Source organism: Streptomyces sp. NPDC059455 (assembly GCF_042750115.1).
Taxonomy (GTDB): Bacteria; Actinomycetota; Actinomycetes; order Streptomycetales; family Streptomycetaceae; genus Streptomyces; species Streptomyces endocoffeicus.
Window position 1 is genome coordinate 95,317 of sequence record NZ_JBHYVB010000004.1, and the last position, 19,843, is coordinate 115,159.

Here is a 19,843-nt window from a genome sequence, read left to right on the forward strand (position 1 = left end):
GAGGAGACCGTGAACGAGAAGAGCGGGATACGCGTCGGCGTCCGCATACCGCCGTGCGACCGGGTGGACCGGCTGGCCGGGACCGCCCGGCGGGCGGAGGAGCTGGGCTTCGACCAGGTGTGGTTTCCCGACTCCCAGCTGCTGTGGCGGGATGTGTTCACGGCCCTGACCGCCGCCGCGCTGGGCACGGAACGGATCGGCCTGGGCAGTGCGGTCACCAACCTCGTCACCCGGCACCCGGCCGTCGTCGCCTCGGCCGCGCGCAGCGTCGCCGAGCTGGCCCCCGGCCGGTTCACCCTCGGCCTCGGCGTGGGCAACAGCTCGGTGGGCCCCATCGGCATGCGCTCCAGCACCGGGGCCGAGTTGCGCGCCGGGATCGCCACGCTGCGGGCGTTGCTCCAGGGGCAGGAGTGTGACTTCAACGGCGTACGCTCCCGGCTCCGGGACCCGGCTCCGGAGGTACCGGTCCACGTGGCCGCCAGCGGTCCGCGCAATCTGCGGCTCGCCGGGGAAATCGCCGATGGTGTCATTCTGCTCAGCGGGGTCTCGCGGACGACGCTCGCCAGTGCCACCGCCCGGGTGCGGGAGGGCACCGAGGCCGCGGGGCGCACCACGGAGACGATCCCGCTGACGGTCTCGGCGTTCTGCGCGGTGACCGACGATGTGGAGGCCGAAGCCCGGCTGCTCAAGCCGATCTGCGCGTCGATCGCGCAGAACGGCGGAGCGCCCTTCCTCGCCCTGGCCGGGATCGAACTGGATGTCCCGGCGCGGGTGGAGGGGGTCTATCCGGACCTCGTGCACGCCGAGGACTGGGACGCGGCCGTCGAGATCTGCTCGGCCTGGGTGAGCGACGAGGTGGCCCTGCGTTTCGCCCAGGAGTTCTGCCTCTTCGGAACCGCCAAGGAGATCGCCGAACGGCTCACCGCGCTGCACGCCGACGGGGTGACCGATGTGTTCCTCCAGCACGTCGGTTCCTACGACCCGCCCACCGAGCTGATCGAGAGCGTGGGCTCCGCGGTGCTGCCCGCCCTGCGGCCGGACGTCAGCCGGTGAGCGTACCGGACCCGGAACCGCCGTCGGCCGCGACGATCAGATTGAGCACGGTGATGTGCTGACCGCAGTTCGGGCATTCATGGCCGGTGCTGAGCGGGGGCACCGGCGCCACCGACCGGTGGTGCGTCCGGTCCGCGGCGTCCGCGGTGACCGTGTCGCGGCGGTGGGCCCGCCACCACCGGGTCTTGCATCTGGAGCCGCAGAACCTGCGCGTCGGGTTCCTGCTGGTCCAGGTGAACTCGGCGCCGCATTCGGCACACCGCCGTGCTGCGGTGTCCATGTAGCCTCCTCTGTCGGCTCGCGGTGAGACTGATTCCGCATGGATGCGCCCAGTAGATCGGTGCGTGGGTTTCGGCACCGTAACGTCCTCGGTCGCTCGCGCGTCAGGTGGTTCTCGGCCGGTGGGAACCGGCCGGGTGCGATGAAACCTCGCCGAAACCCCCCTCTGTGGAGGATGAGCCCGCCGAAGACGAGGGCAGGTGAGGTGTGCACGATGTCCATCCCCGCGAACGGGCGGACGACCACCCGGCGAACGGGATTGTCACTCCCTCCCGATCTGCCGCTGTCCGAGTGGCGCCACCTCGGCCAGCAGATTCACGTCATCGCCGACTCCTCCGCGTGGTGGCTGGGCGATTGGCTCATCTTCGGCCAGGAGCACTACCCCGACCGCTACCGCCAGGCGGTGAAGCAGACCTCGCTCGACTACCAGACGCTGCGCAACTACGCCTGGGTGGCACGCAAGTTCGAGCCGGGCAGGCGGCGGGGCAAGCTGAGCTTTCATCACCACGCGGAAGTGGCCGCCCTCCCCGAGGCCGAGCAGGAGGAGTTGCTGACCCGGGCCGAGGAGGGCGGCTGGACCCGCAATGCATTACGCCGGCAGATACGGATGCGGCGTCAGTCGCCGGAAGCCGCACAGGAGCCGGGCGTTGTGCAGGTGAGCGTGGTCGCCGAGCGCAGAATCCGCTGGGAGCGCGCGGCGGAGACCGCCGGTCTCGGGCTTATGGATTGGATCATCCAGATGCTGGACGAGGCGGCCGACGGCCCGGTCCCGCATATTCCCGGCCCGGCCGCCGGCCCGCCTGCCCTGGAGGCGTAAACAGCGCTCCGTAGAACCTCTAGCCAATGCTTTCTGTCCCGCCGGCAGGACGACGTCATGGATTCCAGAGCGGCATTCCCGCGATTCCCTCGATTTGGCGTTCCCGCATGCCCCGTGAAAGCATTTCACGCGTGCTCCGGCGCTCCGGGAAGGAACGCGAAAGACCAGGTGAGTGGCTGAACGGAGCCGCATTCACCTCATGTGACGCGTCTTGTCCCGCTGGTATCAGTAAGCACGTACAGAACGCCATCGCTTCCTGGTGATCGCCCTATCCGAAACCATGAGTTCTAGTTGAGTAACCGCGGCGCGCCGCGCGTGGATACGGGGTGTCAAACCGCCTGACCGCTGTTAGAGTCTGCGTCGAAAGATTGAACGGCCTTTCGCGATTTCGCGAAGTGGAGCAACGGGGGGTGGTCGATATTGATCGGCCACGATCGGCGATCTTCGAAGTGGTGCCCAAAGCATGTCTGCCACCCCCCGGATAGAAATTCTTTTCGAGGCGAGCTCGCCTTGGAGCGGGGGGTTGGCGATGTTCGAGCAGCAACTTGAGGAAGTGGTCGTCGAAGTCGACATCGCGTCGATTTCGACGGCGGAATCACCGCGGAGTTCAGGGGAGGACCCGGAGCACATCCAAGCGCTGGCGGAGACGGAAGTCACGTTACCGCCCATCATCGTTCACCGGTCCACGATGCGGGTGGTCGACGGGGCCCACCGGCTACGGGCCGCGGAGCTCCGCGGCGACGAGAAGATCGAGGTCAAGTTCTTCGACGGCAGCAACGCCGACGCGTTCGTCCTGGCCGTCGGCTCGAACATCACCCATGGCCTGCCACTGTCGATGGCGGACCGGAAGTCCGCGGCCGCGCGCATCATCGTGTCGCACCCCCAGTGGTCGGACCGCATGATCGCGTCGGTCTCGGGGATCTCGGCGGGTACCGTCGCGGAGATCCGCCGACGGACGTCGGCCGAGGAGACGGCCAACGGCAGCCGTATCGGTCAGGACGGCCGGGTCCGTCCCATCAACAGCGCCGCGGGGCGCGAGCTGGCGAGCAGGCTGATCACGGCGAACCCGGGACTGTCGCTGCGCCAGATCGCCCGGGCCGCGGGGATCTCCCCGGAGACCGCACGGGACGTCAGGAACCGTATGAGCAGGGGCGAGGACCCGTTGCCGAAGGCGCGCGGCGCGGCGAAGGCCGGGGGCCGGCGGACCGAGGCGCTGAGCCGGTCCACGGCGGGCGCGGCCACCGCCGAGGTGGTCCCGATGACCGACCGCCTCGCGGCCGTGCACCGCCTCACCTCGGACCCCGCCCTGCGGTTCAACGAAACGGGCCGCAGGCTGCTCAGGCTGCTCAACATCAACATGCTCAGCACCGAGGAGTGGCAGGAAATCATCGCGAACGTGCCGCCGCACTGCAGCGGCATCGTCGCCAGCCTCGCCCGTGAATGCGCCGGGATGTGGGACGAGATCGCGGTCCGGGTGGATCTCCAACTCGCCCAGTAGTCCAGCGGCGTTGGCCGGTGGCGTGTCGGGGGCGGTCCTTCCGGCCCGCCCCTCGGCCGCCGGCCACGGTTCGGGCCCCGCCGGGGTCCTTGGCCAGTATCGCCACCGTGCGGCAACTCGACGACCGCGTGGCCGACGGCGGCTGCCAGCGGGTTGCCGCCGAAGGCGGAGCCGTGGCTGCCGGGGCGGATCACACCGAGAACGTCATGGCGGCCGACGACCGCGGAGCCGGGCACGATACCGCCGCCGAGCGCCTTGCCAGGGCCGCGGCGTCGCCGTGGGGGACCGTGCGTAATCCTGGCGCGAAGGGGCCGAATCCCTCACGGGCGAGGGGGTCGCTGGAGAAGCCGACGATCGTGCAGGTCTCGGCAGAAGGGTCCGAGGCGGTCGTTGTGGAAGGCCCGGCTGGTGAGGGTGAAGCGTTCCAACTGCTCGCGGGCCGCGGCCGTCAGCCGGGGGTGGGGTTGGTGGGTGCGCCGGTGGTGGTCATGACGGGGTCCTTGCGATCGAGCGAGGTGTCGGGGCGTCTGGCGATCAGTTCGGCGGCGGCCAGGTAGTCGGCGAGCATGGCGTGGGCGACATCCCGTATCCGCTCGTCGGCCGGCAGGAAGGTGGGCGAATGGAGCTGTCCGGAGCAACGCGCGGGCACCGAGGCGGCCCCCGAGCCCTGGGGGGCTTCGGTCCGTACGTCAGGGAGGTTCCGCACGCCAGGGAGCTCAGGAGGCAGGGGCCGCTGGAGCGCCGCAGGGGTTGGTACCCGCGGATGATCAGCGTGAACCTCCTCGGACACCCCACCCGGAGCCGTCCAACCAGCGGGAATCTCTGATTGGACAGCTCCGGCCGAACCCATACGTCGACACAGCGATCCGGCCAGGACGAGGGGCCCGCCCTGGCCGGATCGCCTCTGCGGACGCCGCTCACCGTACGGTGCGCAGGTTCCGGGCCTCGGTGACATCGGCGCAGCCCGCCAGCCCCAGGGACGACCGCAGTTCGGCGGCCAGCAGCTCGAACACCCGCCGCACACCCGCCTCACCGGACGCCGCCAGACCCCAGATCACCGGCCGCCCCACCAGCACCCCGGCCGCGCCGAGGGCCAGGGCCCGGAGGATGTCCGTACCGCTGCGGACACCGCCGTCGAGCAGCAGCTCGCAGCGGCCGTCGAGCACGGGCGCCAGCTCCGCCAGCGCGTCCAGGCTCGGCACGGCCCCGTCGAGCTGACGGCCGCCGTGGTTGGAGACCACCAGCGCGTCGACCCCGGACTCGACGGCGCGCAGCGCGTCCTCGCGCGCCAGGACGCCCTTGAGCACCAGCGGCAGCCGTGTGTGCTCCCGCAGCCGGTCCACCGAGGCCCAGGTCAGCGCCGGGGAGAACACCTCGCTGGTGTGCGCGGCCACGGCCGAGGCACCGGCGGGCCGGATGTGTGCCGTCCCGCCCGCGTCGATGTTGGCGGCCCGCACCTCGGCCGGGAGCGTGAACCGATTGCGGATGTCCCGCGGCCGGCGGCCCATCCACGGCACGTCCACGGTGAGCATGAGCGCCTCACAGCCCGCGTCCTCCGCCCGGCGGGCGAGCTCCAGCGTCCGGGCGCCGTCGCGCAGCCAGTACAGCTGGAACCAGACCGCCCCGCCGACCGCCGTGATCTCCTCGACCGGCACACTGCTCAGCGTGGAGACCGCGAACGGCACCCCCGCGGCCTTCGCCGCCCGGGCGGTGGCCAGTTCACCGTCCTCGCTCACCAGCCGGTGATACGCCACCGGGGCCACCGCCAGCGGCAGCGCCGCCGGGCGGCCGAGCAGCGTGGCGTCCGTCGTACACCGCGAGACGTCCCGCAGCACCCGGGGCACGAGGAAGGTGCGGTCGAACGCCGTGCGGTTGGCGGCCAGCGTCAGCTCGTCACCGCTGCCGCCCGCCACGAAGTCCCGGACGTCGGGCGGCAGGACGGCAGCCGCGGCGCGCTCGAGGTCGGCCAGGCACTCGACGTCGTCGATGGCGTCAGCAGCTGCCTCGGCCGCACCGCGAACGGTGCGGTCAGCGCCGGAAGTCACGCTGCCCGGTCCTCTCCAGCTCCACGGCCTCGTACAGCGCCTTGATGTTCGCGCTGCCGAAGGTCTGGGCGCCCTGCCGCTCGATGACCTCGTAGAAGAGGGTGTGCCGCGGGTGGGTGGAGGCCGTGAAGATCTGGAACAGCTGCCCGTCGTGGTCCTCGTCCGCGAGCACCCCGGTGGCGCGCAGATCGGCGAGGCGCCGCGGGCTGAGGTCGATCCGCTCACCGAGCAGGTCGTAGTAGGCGTCGGGTGTGGTGAGGAAGGTGACGCCGCGGTTGGACAGGGCGCGCACGGAGCCGACGGCGTCGTGCGAGGAGAAGGCCAGGTGCTGCACGCCCGAGCCCTGGTGGCTCTTCAGGAACTCGTCGATCTGCCCCGGCAGGGCCGTGTCGTCGGGCTCGATGAGGGTGAGGGTGACGGCGCCGGACGGGCTCTGCACGACCTTCGAGTGCATCGCCTGGGCGCCGACGACGATGTGCTCCGCGAAGACGTCCCGGAAGCCCAGCGCCTGCTGGTAGTACGCGACGGCCGGGCCGAGGTCGCCGGTGCCGAGACAGACCGCGATGTGGTCGATGTCGAGCAGACCCACCTCGGCCGGGCCCGCCTCGGCGCCCGGTCCGTCGGGCCGCTCCTGGCCGTCCGCCGGCACGAAACCCGCGGGCAGCCCGGGGCCCGCGTCCGGCGGGCGCTGGACCAGGGTGTGGACCACGTCTCCGAAGCCGCGCACCGCGGCGGTGACGGACGGGCCGTCACCGGTGTGCCGGACCGGTTGCCGGTGGACACCGGCACCGTTCGCCACCGCCACCTCGAAGGCCGCCCGTACATCGGCGGTGCGCAGCGCGATGTCAGCCACGCCGTCGCCGTGGCTGAGCACATACGCCGAGGCGGGGTGGCGGTCGGAGGTCGCCTGGGTGAGCACCAGCGTGATCTCCCCGTGCCGCAGTGCCAGGCTGCGGTGGTCCGCGGAACCGCCGCTGCCGACGATGGCGAACGCATACCGGTCGACCCACTGGAACGCGCTCGAATCCAGGTTCTCCACATACAACTCGACGTAGTCGATGGTGAGATCCGCGAGCGGCTCCGCGGCTTTTGATGAATTCGTCATGATGGCCCCCCAGATGCGGAAGAAAACTGAGCCCGCAGAACTTTAGGCGGCCATAAGCGCGTCCAGCCATCGATGCCATTAAGGCGGTTAGCGGAACTCGTGGACGCCGGGCCTTCTCCATACGCTGTGCCGTGTTTTGTGTTTCCGGGTCGCGGTCCTCTTGGACGGGTGATGTCTTGTGATGAACACGATGGCTGTCATCGGCACCGGCCTCATCGGTACGTCGGTCGCGCTCGCCGCCACCGGGCAGGGCGTGTCGGTGTATCTCTCCGACCGGAACCGGGCCGCCGCCAGGACCGCCGCCGCACTCGGCGCGGGCCGGGCGGAGGACCCGCCGGAGCCGGTCGACCTGGCGGTGCTCGCGGTGCCGCCGAGCCGGATCGCCGAGGTACTCATCGCGGCCCAGGTACGCGGTCTGGCCCGCGCCTACACCGATGTGGCGAGCGTGAAGGCAGGCCCGGAGCGGGCCGTGCTCGCCCGCGCCCCCGAACCCTCCCGCTACGTCGGCGGCCATCCGCTGGCCGGCCGGGAGCGGTCGGGGCCGCTGGCGGCGCGGGCCGAGCTGTTCCGGGGGCGGCCCTGGGCGCTGACGCCGCACCCGCTGACCTCGCGCGCCGCCCTCGACCGGGGTCTGGAGCTCGCGGAGTTGTGCGGCGCCGCCCCGGTCGTCATGCGCGGCCGGGAACATGACGAGGTGGTGGCGCTGACCTCGCACGTTCCGCATCTGCTGGCCAGCGTGATGGCCGCTCGGCTCCGCGACGGCCCGGCCGGGGTGCCGCTGCTGGCCGGTCAGGGGCTGCGCGATGTGACCCGGATCGCCGCCGGGGACCCCCGGCTGTGGACCGACATCCTGCGGTCCAACGCGGCCGCCATGGCCGGGGTGGTGAGGGAGCTGCGGGCCGATCTGTCCCGGGTGGCGGCGGCGCTCGACGTGCTCGCCGAGGAAGACGTGTCCGCCGAGGACGACTACGGAGGCCATGACCAGGGCGTACGGACCCTGGAGGACCTGCTGGCCCGGGGCGTCGCCGGGCTCGCGGGGCTGCCGCGCCCGGGCGCCGGTCCGCCCGTGGCCGAGGCGGGCCTGCGGATCCTGGTCCCGGACCGCCCGGGGGAGCTGGCCCGGCTGCTGGGCGCCGTCGCGGCGCTCGGTGTCGCCGTGGACGACGTCGCCGTGGAGGCCGCGGAGGAGAGCGGGCTGCGGGTGCGCGTGCCCGTTCCCACGGCCGACGCCGAGCGGATCGGGGCCAAGCTGGGCGCCGACGGATGGGACCGGGCACCGGCTGAGTCGGTGCCCGCGGGATAGCGCTCCACAGGGCCGCCGACAAGCCCGTCCAAGCGCGCAGTTCGAGCAATTGGACGGCGTTGTCGAAAGGCCGACGGGCGTGTGATGCTGAAGTATCCGAGCCGCCCTCATTCAGCCGCCCTCATTCAGCCGCGCTCCTTGGAGTCGCATTCATTCAAGCCGCTCTCATGCGAGTCGCCCTCATTCATTTGCCGCCCGGGGGAATTCATGGCAGGAACCACCGTCGCCGCGCAGACCCGTCCACGGGACCATCTGGAAATGGCAGAGCTGCACGGCAGCGTTTCCGAGCCGGTGCTGGACACGATGAACTTCCTCAATGAGGTGACCCATCGCTATCCGGACGCGATTTCCTTCGCCCCGGGCCGGCCGTATGACGGCTTCTTCGACACCGAGCAGGTCTTCACCCACATCCGCCGCTATCTGGACCACTTGGCGGAGCAGGGGAGTTCACCGGCGGACATCCGCACCGCGCTGTACCAGTACGGGCCGACCGCCGGTCAGATCCGCCAGATCATCGCGGACTCGCTGCGCGTGGACGAGGACACCGATGTGCCGGCCGAGTCCATCGTGGTGACCGTCGGCGCCCAGGAGGCGATGCTGCTGGTGCTGCGCGCGCTCTTCGCGGGCCCCGACGACGTCCTGCTGGTCTCCAGCCCCTGCTATGTGGGGATCACCGGCGCGGCCCGGTTGCTGGATGTGGCCGTGTGCCCGGTGGAGGAGCGCGAGGACGGGTTCCACGCCGCCGATCTGGAGGCCGCGGTGCTGGCGGAGCGGGCGCGCGGCCGCCGCCCCCGCGCGTTCTACGTGGTGCCCGACCACTCCAACCCGTCCGGGAACACCATGGGCCCGAAGGCCCGGGAGGAGCTGCTGGAGCTCGCCGAGCGCCATGACTTCCTGGTGCTGGAGGACAGCCCGTACCGGCAGGTGAGCCCCGGCACACCGCTGCCGACGCTGAAGTCCCGGGACCGGGCCCGCCGCGTGGTGCACCTGGGCTCGTACTCCAAGACCGTCTTCCCCGGCGCCCGGGTCGGGTTCGTCGTGGCCGACCAGCGGGTCCGGGACGCCGCGGGCGGTGAGCGGCTGCTGGCGGACGAACTCGCCAAGATCAAGAGCATGGTGACGGTCAACACCTCGTCGCTGAGCCAGGCCGCCGTGGCGGGCGCGCTGCTCGGCGCCCGGGGCCGCCTGTCGGAGCTGAACGCCGAGGCGGCCGCGTACTACGGCGAGGCGATGCGGGAGGTGCTGCGGCGGCTGGACGCCCGGCTGCCCGCCGCCCACCGGGAAGCCCTCGGGGTGCGCTGGAACGAGCCCAGTGGTGGCTTCTTCCTCACCATGCGGGTCCCGTTCCGGGTGGACAACACCGTACTGACCACATCCGCACAGGACTTCGGGGTGATCTGGACGCCGATGGCGCACTTCTACCCCGGCACCGGTGGCCACCACGGCATCCGGCTGTCCATCAGCTATCTGACGCCCGCCGAGATCGACGAGGGCACGGCGAGGCTCGCGCGCTTCATCGAGGCGCACAGCGCGTCGCACAGCGCGCCGCATGACGCGTCCCCCAGCGCGTCGCACAGCACCAGCGGATCCCAGTGAGAAAGGTGAGGCAACGTGTCCGGACTGAGTCGCAGTCGCCGGCCCCGGAGCAAGCCGCGTATGTGGGGGTGGACCTTCCGATGACCCTGGCAGTCGAGTTACGGCCCCGCGCCCTCGGCGTGGGGACGGCGGTGACATCCACGTCGTACACCCAGCAGGAGGTGCTCGACGCCTTCGAGATCACCGACCCCAAGATCCGTTCGGTCTTCCTCAACAGCGCCATCGACCGCCGCCATCTGACGCTCCCGCCGCCGGACGGCAAGGGCGGCCGCGTCCCCGAACCGCAGGGTGACCTGCTCGACAAGCACAAGGCCAAGGCCATCGAGATGGGCGCCGAGGCGCTGCGCGCCTGCCTCAAGCGGGCCGGCGCCGAGCTGGCCGAGCTGCGCCACCTGTGCTGCGTGACCTCCACCGGACTGCTCACCCCGGGGCTGAGCGCGCTGCTCATCAAGGAGCTCGGCATCGACCGGCACTGCAGCCGCTCCGACATCGTGGGCATGGGCTGCAACGCCGGGCTGAACGCCCTGGGCGTGGTCGCGGGCTGGGCCGCCGCCCACCCCGGCGAACTCGCCGTGGTGCTCTGCGCCGAAGCCTGCTCCGCCGCGTACGCGATCGACTCCACGATGCGCACCGCCGTCGTGAACAGCCTCTTCGGGGACGGCGCGAGCGCGATCGCGCTCCGCTCAGGACCGGACGGCGTGGCCGACCCCGAGGGGCCGCGCATCCTCAAGTTCGCCAGCTGCATCATCCCGGACGCGTCCGACGCCATGCGCTACGACTGGGACCGCGAGCAGGGCCGCTTCAGCTTCTACCTGGACCCGCAGATCCCGTATGTGGTCGGCGCCCACGCCGAACTGGTCGTGGACCGGCTGCTGGCGGACACCGGGCTGCGCCGCGGCGACATCTCCCACTGGCTGGTGCACTCGGGCGGCAAGAAGGTCATCGACGCCGTCGTCGTCAACCTGGGGCTCACCCGGTACGACGTCCGGCACACCGTCGGTGTGCTGCGCGACTACGGCAACGTGTCCAGCGGTTCGTTCCTGTTCTCCTACGAACGGCTCCTGGACGAGGGAGTCGCCAAACCGGGTGAGTACGGCGTGCTGATGACCATGGGGCCCGGCTCCACGATCGAGACGGCGCTGGTCCAGTGGTGAGCGCGGAGGGTGTCATGGAAGAACTGCTGACCGTGGCGATCGACGGGGCCGAGCCGCCGACCGCCGCGACCGTGAACGCCGTACAGGCCGTGTGCGAGAAGGCCGAGGACCGCCCCGGCCGCGGAGTCGTCGCCGTACAGGCCGGCGGGGCCCCGGCGGCGGGCTGGACCGGCGACCTCGATGTGATGCGCGTCAGCAAGTGGGAGCGGACACTGCGCCGCCTGGAGCGGCTGCCCCGGGCCACCGTCGCGGTGGCCTCGGGCGACTGCGGCGGCGCGGCCCTGGACGCCTTCCTCGTCTGCGACATCCGGGTGGTCACCCCGGGCACCCGGCTGCTCGTCCACGGCGACACCACGGCGACCTGGCCCGGTATGGCCGGCTACCGGCTCGTCCAGCTGGCCGGACCCGCGCGGGTCCGTCGGGCACTGCTGTTCGGCGTGCCCATCGAGGCCCCCGAGGCGCTCGCGCTCGGCGTGGCCGACGAGCTGGCCGACGACCCGGCCGGTGCGATCGCGGCCGCCGCCGGGCTGGTCAGCGGGCTGGCCGGGAAGGAGGTCGCGATCCGCAGGCAGCTGCTCTTCGACGCCGCGACGACCAGCTTCGAGGACGCCCTGGGCCCCCATCTGGCCGCCTGTGACCGGGTGTTGCGGCGGCCCGTGGTGGAGGCGTCATGACCGTGGTGGAGGCGTCATGACCGTCCCGCTCTGGCCGGAGCTGCGGCAGGCGGTCCACCGCGTCGACGAACTGGTGGCGAAACTGCCCGAACCCGGCACCCGGGGACCTGAGGAGCGGGCCGAGCTCGCCGCGGCCAAGGACACCGCCCGGACGCTGCGGACGCGCTATCTGCACACCCACGCCGACGCCGTGTACGACCACCTCACCAGCGGCGGCAGGCGGACAAGGAGGGGTACGAGATCGATCAGGGCATCTTCCTGCGCGCCGTGCTGGGCTCGCCCCGGTCCGGGCCGCATCTGCTCGACGCGATGCTGCGGCCGACGCCGCGGGCGCTGCGGTTGCTGCCGGAGTTCACGAAGACCGGCGTTCTCGAGACGACGTCCGTACGGATGGAGCGGCGCGACGGCGCGGCGTATCTGACGATGTGCCGGGACGACTGCCTGAACGCCGAGGACGAGCAGCAGGTCGACGACATGGAGACCGCCGTCGACCTCGCGCTGCTCGACCCGGAGGTGAGGGTCGGGGTGGTGCGCGGCGGCCCGATGAGCCATCCCCGCTACCGGGGCCGACGGGTGTTCAGCGCGGGCATCAACCTCAAGAGCCTGCACGCCGGGGCCATTTCGCTGGTCGGCTTTCTGCTCCGCCGCGAGCTGGGCTATATCCACAAGCTGGTCAGGGGAGTGCGCACCGACACCGCGCCCTGGCACTCCCCGACGGTCGAAAAGCCGTGGGTCGCGGCCGTCGACACGTTCGCCATCGGCGGCGGCACCCAGCTGCTGCTCGTCTTCGACCATGTGCTCGCCGCGTCGGACGCCTACCTCAGCCTGCCCGCGGCCCGGGAGGGCATCGTGCCGGGGGCCGCGAACTTCCGGCTCGGCCGGCACACCGGACCCCGGATCTCCCGGCAGGTCATCCTCCAGGGCCGCCGGATCCGGGCCACCGAACCCGACGCCCGGCTGCTGATCGATGAGGTGGTCGAGCCGGAGGAGATGGACACGGCCGTGGCCGGCGCCGTGGAGCGGCTCGGCGGCCCGGCGGTCGTGCCCAACCGGCGGATGCTGGGCGGGGCCGAGGAACCGGTGGAGGAGTTCCGCCGCTATATGGCCGAGTTCGCGCTGCAGCAGGCCCTGCGCCTGTACGGCGAGGACGTCATCGGCAAGGTCGGCCGGTTCGCGGGGCAGGGCGCATGACCGCGGCCGCGCCCCGGTGCGCCACCGAGAAGGGCGAGAAGAGCGAGAAGCGCGAGAAGAGCAATGAACGCCAGGAGGGGGAAGCAATGAGCAGTGAGGGTCGTGAGCAGTACGACGTCGTGGTGGTCGGGGGCGGTCCCGGTGGGTCGACGCTGGCCGCGCTCGTCGCCATGCGGGGCCACCGGGTCCTGATTCTGGAGAAGGAGACGTTTCCGCGGTATCAGATCGGCGAGTCGCTGCTGCCGTCCACGATCCACGGCGTCTGCCGGATGACCGGGGTGGCGGAGAAGCTGGCCGCGGCCGGGTTCACCCCGAAGAAGGGCGGCACGTTCCGCTGGGGGGCCAACGCCGAGCCGTGGACGTTCTCCTTCTCGGTGTCCCCGAAGATCGCGGGTGCCACCTCGCACGCGTACCAGGTCGAGCGCTCGAAGTTCGACAACATCCTGCTGGAACACGCGGTGGAGAAGGGCGCGGAGGTGCGCTTCCGGGTGTCGGTCTCCGATGTGATCGAGGACGGTGAGCGGGTCACCGGCGTGCGGTACACCGACGAGGACGGCACCGAGCACGAGGTGCACGCCACGTACGTCGTGGACGCGTCGGGCAACGGCAGCCGGCTGCACAAGCGGGTGGGCGGCACCCGGGAGTACTCGCAGTTCTTCCGCAGCCTCGCGCTGTTCGGCTACTTCGAGGGTGGCAAGCGGCTGCCCGCCCCCAACTCGGGCAACATCCTGTCCGCGGCGTTCGAGAGCGGCTGGTTCTGGTACATCCCGCTCACCCCGGACCTCACCAGCGTCGGCGCGGTCGTCCGGAGGGAGAACGCCGACAAGATCCAGGGCGATCCGGAGCGGGCCCTGCTGGCGCTCATCGACGAATGCCCGCTGATCAAGGAGTATCTGTCGAACGCCACCCGGGTGACGGAGGGCCAGTACGGCCAGCTGCGGGTGCGCAAGGACTACTCGTACCACCAGACCAAGTTCTGGCGGCCCGGCCTCGTGCTCATCGGCGACGCCGCCTGCTTCGTCGACCCGGTCTTCTCCTCCGGTGTCCACCTGGCCACCTACAGCGCCCTGCTGGCGGCCCGCTCGATCAGCAGCAGCCTGGCCGGGATCGTCTCCGAGGAGGAGGCGTTCACCGAGTTCGAGGCCCGCTACCGCCGGGAGTACGGCGTCTTCTACGAGTTCCTGATGTCCTTCTACGACATGCACGTCGACGAGAACTCCTACTTCTGGTCGGCGAAGAAGGTCACCCGCAACCAGCACACCGAGCTGGAGTCGTTCGTCGAGCTGGTGGCGGGCGTGTCGTCCTCCGAGTTCGACCTCGACGGGGCCGAGTCGGCCGCGCTGCGCATGAAGTCCAAGTCGGCCGAGTTCGTCTCCGCCATCGACGAGATGTCCGCCGACGCCGAGGGGAACATGACGCCGCTGTTCCGCTCCTCCGCGGTGCGCCAGGCGATGCAGGAGGGCGCGCAGGTGCAGAGCCGGGCCTTCCTCGGCGAGGACCTCGGCCCCGATGTGCCGATGTTCCCCGGCGGGCTCATCACCTCCGACGACGGCATGCTCTGGCAGCCGGGGCCGGCCTGACGATGCCTGTCGTCCGGATCAACGGGATCCAGCTGAACTACGAGGAGCACGGAACGGGGGACCCGGTCGTCATGGTGACCGGCACCGGGGCCCCCGGCCGGATGTGGCGCACCCACCAGGTGCCCGCGCTCAAGGCAGCCGGCTTCAAGGTGATCACCGTGGACAACCGCGGGATCCCGCCGAGCGACCCCTGCGCCGAAGGCTTCACCCTCGACGACATGGCGGCGGACATCGCGGGCCTCATCGAACACCTCGGCGCGGGGCCGTGCCGGATCGTGGGCTTCTCGCTGGGCGGCATCATCGTCCAGGAACTGCTCCTGGCCCGGCCCGAACTCGTCCGGTCGGCCGTGCTGATGGCGACCAGCGGCCGGGCCGACACCTTCGCCACCGCCCAGGCGATCGCGGAGATGGACCTGGCCGACAGCGGGGTCAAGCTGCCGCCCCGCTACGCCGCCTATGTCAACGCGCTGCAGAGCCTGTCCCCGCAGACCCTGGCCGATGAGCAACGGCTGCGGGACTGGCTGGACATCTTCGAGATCTCCGCCGTCGACCTGGCCTCGGTCCGCGGCCAGCTCGGGCTCCAACTGATCCCCAACCGGCTGCCCGCGTACGCGGCCATCCGCTGCCCGTGCCTGGTCCTGGGCTTCGAGCACGACCTGATCGTACGGCCGCAGCTCACCCGGGAGGTCGCCGACGCCATCCCGGGCGCCCGCTACACCGAGATCCCCGGCTGCGGGCACTACGGCTATCTGGAGAAGCCGGCCGCGGTGAACGCCGTGCTCGTCGACTTCTTCACCGCTCCCCTCGCCGCTGGGGTGGCGGTCCCGGGCGGTGGGCGGGTGGCGGTTCCTGCCGGTCGGCCGGTGGCGGTTCCTGCCGGTCGGCCGGTGGCGGTTCCTGCCGGTGAGCCGTTGGCGATCCCGGCCGGTGGTCCGGTGGCGGTTCCTGCCGGTGGTCCGGTCGCGATCCCGGCCGGTGGCTCGGTGGCGGTTCCTGCCGGTGGACTGGCGGGTGCGGAAAGCCGATCGTGAAGACGAGGCCCCCCTCCGGGCGGGCCTCCACGGCGAGCGTGGCGTCATGCGCCACCGCGATGGCCTGCACGATCGACAGCCCCAGGCCCAGGCCGTCCTTGTTGGTCCGAGGGTCGCCGAGCCGCTGGAACGGCTGGAACATCTGGTCCAGCGCGCTCGGCGGCACCACCGGACCGGAGTTGGCCACGGTCAGAACGGCCCGGCCGGGCTCGTCCACCGTGGCCAACTCCACCCAGCCGTACGGCTCGTTGTGCCGCAGCGCGTTGTCCACCAGGTTGATGACGAGCCGTTCGGCCAGCGGCCGGTGGCCCGCCGCGACCGTGGCGGCGAGCGAACAGCGCAGCGTGACCCGCCACTGCTCCGCATCCGTTCGGCGGGCCGCCACGACCTCCCGCGCCAGCCGGTCCAGGTCGAACGGCCGCCGCACCTCGATCCCCGCGTGGCTACGGGCCAGGGTCAGCAGCGCCTCGATCATGCGCTCCTGCTGGGCGCCCGCGGCGAGGATCCGTTCGTGTGCCGCGCGCAGCGATGCCACGTCCGCGTCGGGGTCCGACAGGGCGAGCTGCCCCAGCGTCCGCTGCCGGGCGAGGGGAGTGCGCAGCTCATGCGAGGCGTTGGCGACGAACCGCCGCTGTGCCTCGAACGACGTCTCCAGCCGGCCGAGCAGACCGTCGAACGTGTCGCCCAGCTCCTTGAGTTCATCGCGCGGGCCCTCGAGGGCGAGGCGCTGATGCAGGCTGGTCGCCGAGATCTCCCGGGCGGCGCCGATGACCGTACGCAGCGGGCGCAGTATCCGCCCCGAGACCACCCAGCCCAGCGCGATCGAGATGACCGACATCAGCCCGAGCGCGATCGCGGACTGCACCAGCAGATCGTGCAGCACGGCGTCCCGCTGCAGCTCCATGATCTCCCGCGCCGCGGCCGGGAGGACATCGCGGGTGCTCTCCCCGATACGCCCCCGCGGCGGCGGCACCGGCGGGGAGTGGCCGCCGGTCTCGCCCGCCCGCGGCCCACCACCGTCCGGCGCCTGCTGCCCGCCGGACAGCGAACCGCCGTTGGAGCCCAGCACCAGCAGATACGTGATCGTCAGCAGCGCCGCCCCCGAGAGCAGGAACAGCGCCCCGTACAGCAGGGTCAGCTTCAGCCGGACCGTACGCCGTGGCAGTGGCGAATGCGCGAGCCGGGCGGTGAGCCGGGACAGCGGAGACATGAGCCGGGACAGCGGAGACATCGGCGGCCTCAGATCCGGTAGCCGCGCTTGGCGACGGTCTCGATCACCGGCGGATCGCCCAGCTTGGCCCGCAGCCTGCTGATGGTGATCTTCACGGCGCTGGTGAACGGATCGGCCGCCTCGTCCCACACCCGCTCCAGCAGCTCCTCCGCCGACACCGCCCGCCCCTTGGCCGACAGCAGCAGCTCCAGCACGCCGAACTCCTTCGGCGCCAGCTCCAGCGGCCGGCCCGCCCGGGCGGCCTTGCGGCGCGCCGTGTCCACCACCAGGTCGCCGTGGTGCACCACCGGCGGCACGGCCGGATGCGCCCGCCGCGCCAGCGCGCCGATCCGGGCGATCAGCACCGGGAAGTCGAACGGCTTCGAGAGATAGTCATCGGCCCCCAGATTGAGCCCGTCGACCAGATCCTCCGCGGAGGCCGCCGCGGTCAGCATCAACACCCTGCTGCGGCAGCCGGACGCGATCAGCTCGGAGCAGATCTCATCGCCGTGCATCCCGGGCAGATCCCGGTCCAGCACGATCACGTCGTAGTCACTGAGCAGCGCCCGCTCAAGACCGCTCTCCCCGTCGAACGCCACATCGACGGCCATCTGCGCCCGCCGTAAGCCGACGGCCACCGCCTGCGCCATTTCCTGGTCGTCCTCCACCACGAGCACGCGCACCCGCTCCCCCTCCTCGGTCTGTCCAACCGGCCCTGCTCGGCCCTGCCCCCTGGACAACGGGATCCAGAATGCCCCGGCTCCGGTTTCCGCGGGGTTTCACCCGTTGTCCAAGTGCAGAGAATACGCGGTTGGACGCCACTTCAATAGTCGACCTTGCCGCTCCCGATGGGCCCTCGTTACCTTGAATTCCGGCCCGCTCCGGGGAAGTTGGAAGGAGTGAAGATGACCAATCCGTTCGACGACGAAAACGGTTCCTTTCTGGTCCTGCTGAACGACGAGGGCCAGTATTCGCTGTGGCCCGCCTTTGCCGAGGTACCGGCCGGCTGGCGCGTCGTATTCGGCGAGGACGCCCGCAAGAACTGCCTGGACTACATCGAGGAGAACTGGCGCGACATGCGCCCCAAGAGCCTCATCGACCAGCTCACATAGGTCGGAACGACCCAAGCCGAGGAGAGCGTCGTGTCCATAGGCGGCCCAGGGCCGATGATGATTCGCGCGGTGGGCCCCGACCCATCCGTGACCAAGCAGAAAATAAAAGCCGGGACCGCGAAACGGATAGTTCCGTATACCCGGCCGTACCGCGTCAGCATCTGTCTGCTGCTGCTCATGACGGTGGCGAACGCCGCCATTGTGGTGGCCGTCCCCATCCTCTTCAAATACCTCATCGACAATGGCATCGCCGAACATGATTCCGATGTCGTCGTGGGTATCGCCGTGGCGGTCGGCGGACTGGCGGTCCTCGGCGCGCTGCTGGGGTTCGGCGAGGCGTGGTACTCGGCCCGGGTCAGTGAAGGGCTCGTCTACGAGCTGCGCACCAAGGTCTTCGACCATGTGCAGCGCCAGCCGCTGGCGTTCTTCACCCGGGCCCAGACCGGCGCCCTGGTCAGCCGGCTCAACGCGGATGTGGTCGGGGCCCAGCAGGCCCTGACCTCACTGCTGTCCACGGTCGTCTCGGCCGCGCTCACCCTGCTGTTCGTCCTCATCACGATGTTCTACCTGTCCTGGGTGATCACCCTGATCTCCCTGGTCGTGCTGCCCTTCTTCATCCTCCCCGGCAAGGTCGTCGGGCGCCGGCTGCAGCGGCTCATGCGCTCCCAGATGGAGCAGAACGCCGAAATGGGCGCGCTGATGAACGAGCGGTTCAACGTGACCGGAGCGCTGCTGGCCAAGCTGTACGGCCGGCCCAGCCGGGAGCTGCGCCAGTTCACCAAGCTGGCCGGCAAAGTCCGCGACCTCGGCGTCCTGACCGCCGTCAACGGCAAGCTGCTCTTCCTGTCGATGGTCCTCCTCAGCGCGCTCGCCACCGCCGTGGTCTACGGCGTCGGCGGCCGCCTCGTCATCGAAGACGCCTTCGAGATCGGCACCCTGGTGGCCCTGGCCACGCTGCTCACCCGGCTCTTCGGCCCGATCAACCAGCTCTCCAGCGCCCAGGCCAACGTGGTCACCGCGCTCGTCAGCTTCGACCGGCTCTTCGAGATCCTCGACCTCAAACCGCTCATCTCCGAGAAGCCCGACGCGATCGCCCTGCCCCGCGACGGCGCGCCCGAAATCGTCTTCGACGGAGTCTCGTTCTCGTACCCGGCCGCCGCGGACGTCTCGCTCGCCTCCCTCGAATCGATCGCCCTGCCGCGGATGGAGCGCACCAGGAACGACTGGACCCTGCGCGAGCTGAGCTTCCGGCTGCCCGCCGGGAAGCTCACCGCCCTCGTCGGCCCCTCCGGCGCCGGCAAGACCACCATCACCCATCTCGTACCCCGGCTGTACGACCCCGGCGAGGGCACCGTCCGCATCGACGGACACGACCTCCGGGACCTCACACTGGAGTCCCTCTACGACACCATCGGCGTCGTCACCCAGGACGCCTACCTCCTCCACGCCACCATCGGCGACAACCTCCGCTACGCCCGCCCGGAGGCCACCGAGCAGGAGATGATCGACGCCTGCAAGGCCGCCCAGGTCTGGGGCCTGATCGAGTCCCTGCCGGACGGTTTCGACACCGTCGTCGGCGACCGCGGCTATCGGCTCTCCGGCGGCGAGAAGCAGCGCATCGCCATGGCCCGGCTGCTGCTCAAGGCGCCGCCGGTCGTCGTCCTCGACGAGGCCACCGCACACCTCGACTCCGAGTCCGAGGCCGCGCTGCAACGGGCGCTGGAGACCGCGCTCGCGGGGCGCACCTCGCTGGTGATCGCCCACCGGCTGTCCACGATCCGCGACGCCGACCAGATCCTCGTGATCGACGGTGGCCGGGTGCGGGAGAGCGGCACCCATGAGGAACTCCTTGCCCTGGGTGGGCTTTACGCGGAGCTGTACCGCACGCAGTTCGCGGGGCGTGGGGGGTCGGGTGGCCATGAGGGACCGCCCAATGGGCGTGGGCCGGTGCCGTCTCATGGCCACGGGCCGGGGGGCAATGGGCATGCGCCGGGGCCCCATGGTCAAGCGCCCATGCCCCATGGCCATGCGCCGGTCGGTCCTCCCCATGGGCCGTATCCGGCGGGCCCGGGGGCGGGTCCGTTCCCGGGGCCGGGGCCCCATCCGGGGATGCGGGCGATGCCCGGCGGCCCGCCGCCCGGCCACGGCTGAGCACACGTAGCTCCGGCCACGGCTGAGCACACGTAGCTCCGATC

The 19,843-nt window shown here is 71.0% G+C and carries 16 protein-coding genes and 3 pseudogenes; 12 read left to right on the forward strand and 7 right to left on the reverse strand.

Translation table 11 applies throughout. The annotated features are described in order from the left end of the window. The first annotated feature begins 9 nt into the window (after positions 1-9). A complete protein-coding gene (locus tag ACFXB5_RS02780) occupies positions 10-1,053 on the forward strand; it encodes an LLM class flavin-dependent oxidoreductase (protein WP_385201727.1) in 1,044 nt (347 codons plus the stop codon). Here ACFXB5_RS02780 and ACFXB5_RS02785 read toward each other — a convergent pair. Then, positions 1,043-1,333, reverse strand: a complete 291-nt coding sequence (locus tag ACFXB5_RS02785) for a hypothetical protein (protein WP_385201729.1) — start codon at positions 1,331-1,333, stop codon at positions 1,043-1,045. The two genes, ACFXB5_RS02780 and ACFXB5_RS02785, sit on opposite strands and share 11 nt — an antisense overlap. Before the next feature lie 213 nt (positions 1,334-1,546). Between ACFXB5_RS02785 and ACFXB5_RS02790 the strand changes: the two genes are divergently transcribed. Both ACFXB5_RS02790 and ACFXB5_RS02795 read left to right on the forward strand, forming a co-directional pair. Then, positions 1,547-2,149 carry an LmbU family transcriptional regulator gene (locus ACFXB5_RS02790; RefSeq protein ID WP_385201731.1) on the forward strand — a complete coding sequence of 201 codons (603 nt, stop codon included), beginning with the start codon at positions 1,547-1,549 and terminating at the stop codon, positions 2,147-2,149. Positions 2,150-2,678: 529 nt separating this feature from the next. Beyond that, on the forward strand, positions 2,679-3,647 hold the full coding sequence (locus ACFXB5_RS02795; protein WP_385201733.1) for a ParB N-terminal domain-containing protein: 969 nt from the start codon (positions 2,679-2,681) through the stop codon (positions 3,645-3,647). Between the two features lie 44 nt (positions 3,648-3,691). Here ACFXB5_RS02795 and ACFXB5_RS02800 read toward each other — a convergent pair. From ACFXB5_RS02800 to hppD, 4 genes and pseudogenes are all read right to left on the reverse strand, one after another. Further along, positions 3,692-4,108: pseudogene (locus tag ACFXB5_RS02800) on the reverse strand (aminotransferase class III-fold pyridoxal phosphate-dependent enzyme); the annotation flags it as partial. Beyond that, positions 4,096-4,353: a hypothetical protein gene (locus ACFXB5_RS02805; protein WP_385201735.1), complete on the reverse strand. Its 258-nt coding sequence runs from the start codon at positions 4,351-4,353 to the stop codon at positions 4,096-4,098. The gene ACFXB5_RS02805 and the pseudogene ACFXB5_RS02800, both read right to left, overlap by 13 nt. A gap of 211 nt (positions 4,354-4,564) precedes the next feature. Continuing rightward, on the reverse strand, positions 4,565-5,635 hold the full coding sequence (locus ACFXB5_RS02810; RefSeq protein ID WP_385201763.1) for an alpha-hydroxy acid oxidase: 1,071 nt from the start codon (positions 5,633-5,635) through the stop codon (positions 4,565-4,567). 40 nt (positions 5,636-5,675) lie between these two features. Further along, a complete protein-coding gene (hppD, locus tag ACFXB5_RS02815; protein ID WP_385201737.1) occupies positions 5,676-6,797 on the reverse strand; it encodes a 4-hydroxyphenylpyruvate dioxygenase in 1,122 nt (373 codons plus the stop codon). Between the two features lie 181 nt (positions 6,798-6,978). Between hppD and ACFXB5_RS02820 the strand changes: the two genes are divergently transcribed. The 7 genes and pseudogenes from ACFXB5_RS02820 to ACFXB5_RS02850 form a co-directional block, all read left to right on the forward strand. Continuing rightward, entirely contained in the window at positions 6,979-8,100 is a 1,122-nt protein-coding gene (locus ACFXB5_RS02820) for a prephenate dehydrogenase (RefSeq protein WP_385201739.1), read from the forward strand. Positions 8,101-8,307: 207 nt separating this feature from the next. Next, positions 8,308-9,696: a PLP-dependent aminotransferase family protein gene (locus ACFXB5_RS02825; protein ID WP_385201741.1), complete on the forward strand. Its 1,389-nt coding sequence runs from the start codon at positions 8,308-8,310 to the stop codon at positions 9,694-9,696. An 80-nt stretch (positions 9,697-9,776) separates the two neighbouring features. After that, positions 9,777-10,850: a 3,5-dihydroxyphenylacetyl-CoA synthase DpgA gene (gene dpgA, locus ACFXB5_RS02830; RefSeq protein ID WP_385201743.1), complete on the forward strand. Its 1,074-nt coding sequence runs from the start codon at positions 9,777-9,779 to the stop codon at positions 10,848-10,850. A 14-nt stretch (positions 10,851-10,864) separates the two neighbouring features. Further along, on the forward strand, positions 10,865-11,524 hold the full coding sequence (dpgB, locus tag ACFXB5_RS02835; protein WP_385201745.1) for an enoyl-CoA-hydratase DpgB: 660 nt from the start codon (positions 10,865-10,867) through the stop codon (positions 11,522-11,524). 16 nt (positions 11,525-11,540) lie between these two features. After that, positions 11,541-12,715: pseudogene (gene dpgC / locus ACFXB5_RS02840) on the forward strand ((3,5-dihydroxyphenyl)acetyl-CoA 1,2-dioxygenase DpgC). Further along, positions 12,712-14,295 (forward strand): tryptophan 7-halogenase, encoded by a 1,584-nt coding sequence (locus ACFXB5_RS02845; RefSeq protein ID WP_385201747.1) that lies wholly within the window; start codon positions 12,712-12,714, stop codon positions 14,293-14,295. Before dpgC ends, ACFXB5_RS02845 begins: the two are co-directional and overlap by 4 nt. Before the next feature lie 2 nt (positions 14,296-14,297). Further along, a pseudogene (locus ACFXB5_RS02850) lies at positions 14,298-15,089 on the forward strand (alpha/beta fold hydrolase); the annotation flags it as partial. On the opposite strand, the gene ACFXB5_RS02855 reads toward ACFXB5_RS02850, so the two are convergent. Then, positions 15,088-16,557 carry an ATP-binding protein gene (locus ACFXB5_RS02855; RefSeq protein WP_385201749.1) on the reverse strand — a complete coding sequence of 490 codons (1,470 nt, stop codon included), beginning with the start codon at positions 16,555-16,557 and terminating at the stop codon, positions 15,088-15,090. The pseudogene ACFXB5_RS02850 and the gene ACFXB5_RS02855 sit on opposite strands and share 2 nt — an antisense overlap. Positions 16,558-16,565: 8 nt before the next feature. Continuing rightward, a complete protein-coding gene (locus tag ACFXB5_RS02860; protein ID WP_385201751.1) occupies positions 16,566-17,219 on the reverse strand; it encodes a response regulator transcription factor in 654 nt (217 codons plus the stop codon). Between the two features lie 222 nt (positions 17,220-17,441). Between ACFXB5_RS02860 and ACFXB5_RS02865 the strand changes: the two genes are divergently transcribed. Together ACFXB5_RS02865 and ACFXB5_RS02870 are read left to right on the forward strand one after the other, a co-directional pair. Then, complete coding sequence (locus tag ACFXB5_RS02865) at positions 17,442-17,648, forward strand: MbtH family protein (RefSeq protein ID WP_020866836.1); 207 nt, start codon at positions 17,442-17,444, stop codon at positions 17,646-17,648. Between the two features lie 54 nt (positions 17,649-17,702). Continuing rightward, positions 17,703-19,799 carry an ABC transporter ATP-binding protein gene (locus tag ACFXB5_RS02870; protein WP_385201764.1) on the forward strand — a complete coding sequence of 699 codons (2,097 nt, stop codon included), beginning with the start codon at positions 17,703-17,705 and terminating at the stop codon, positions 19,797-19,799. The last annotated feature ends 44 nt before the right edge of the window (positions 19,800-19,843 follow it).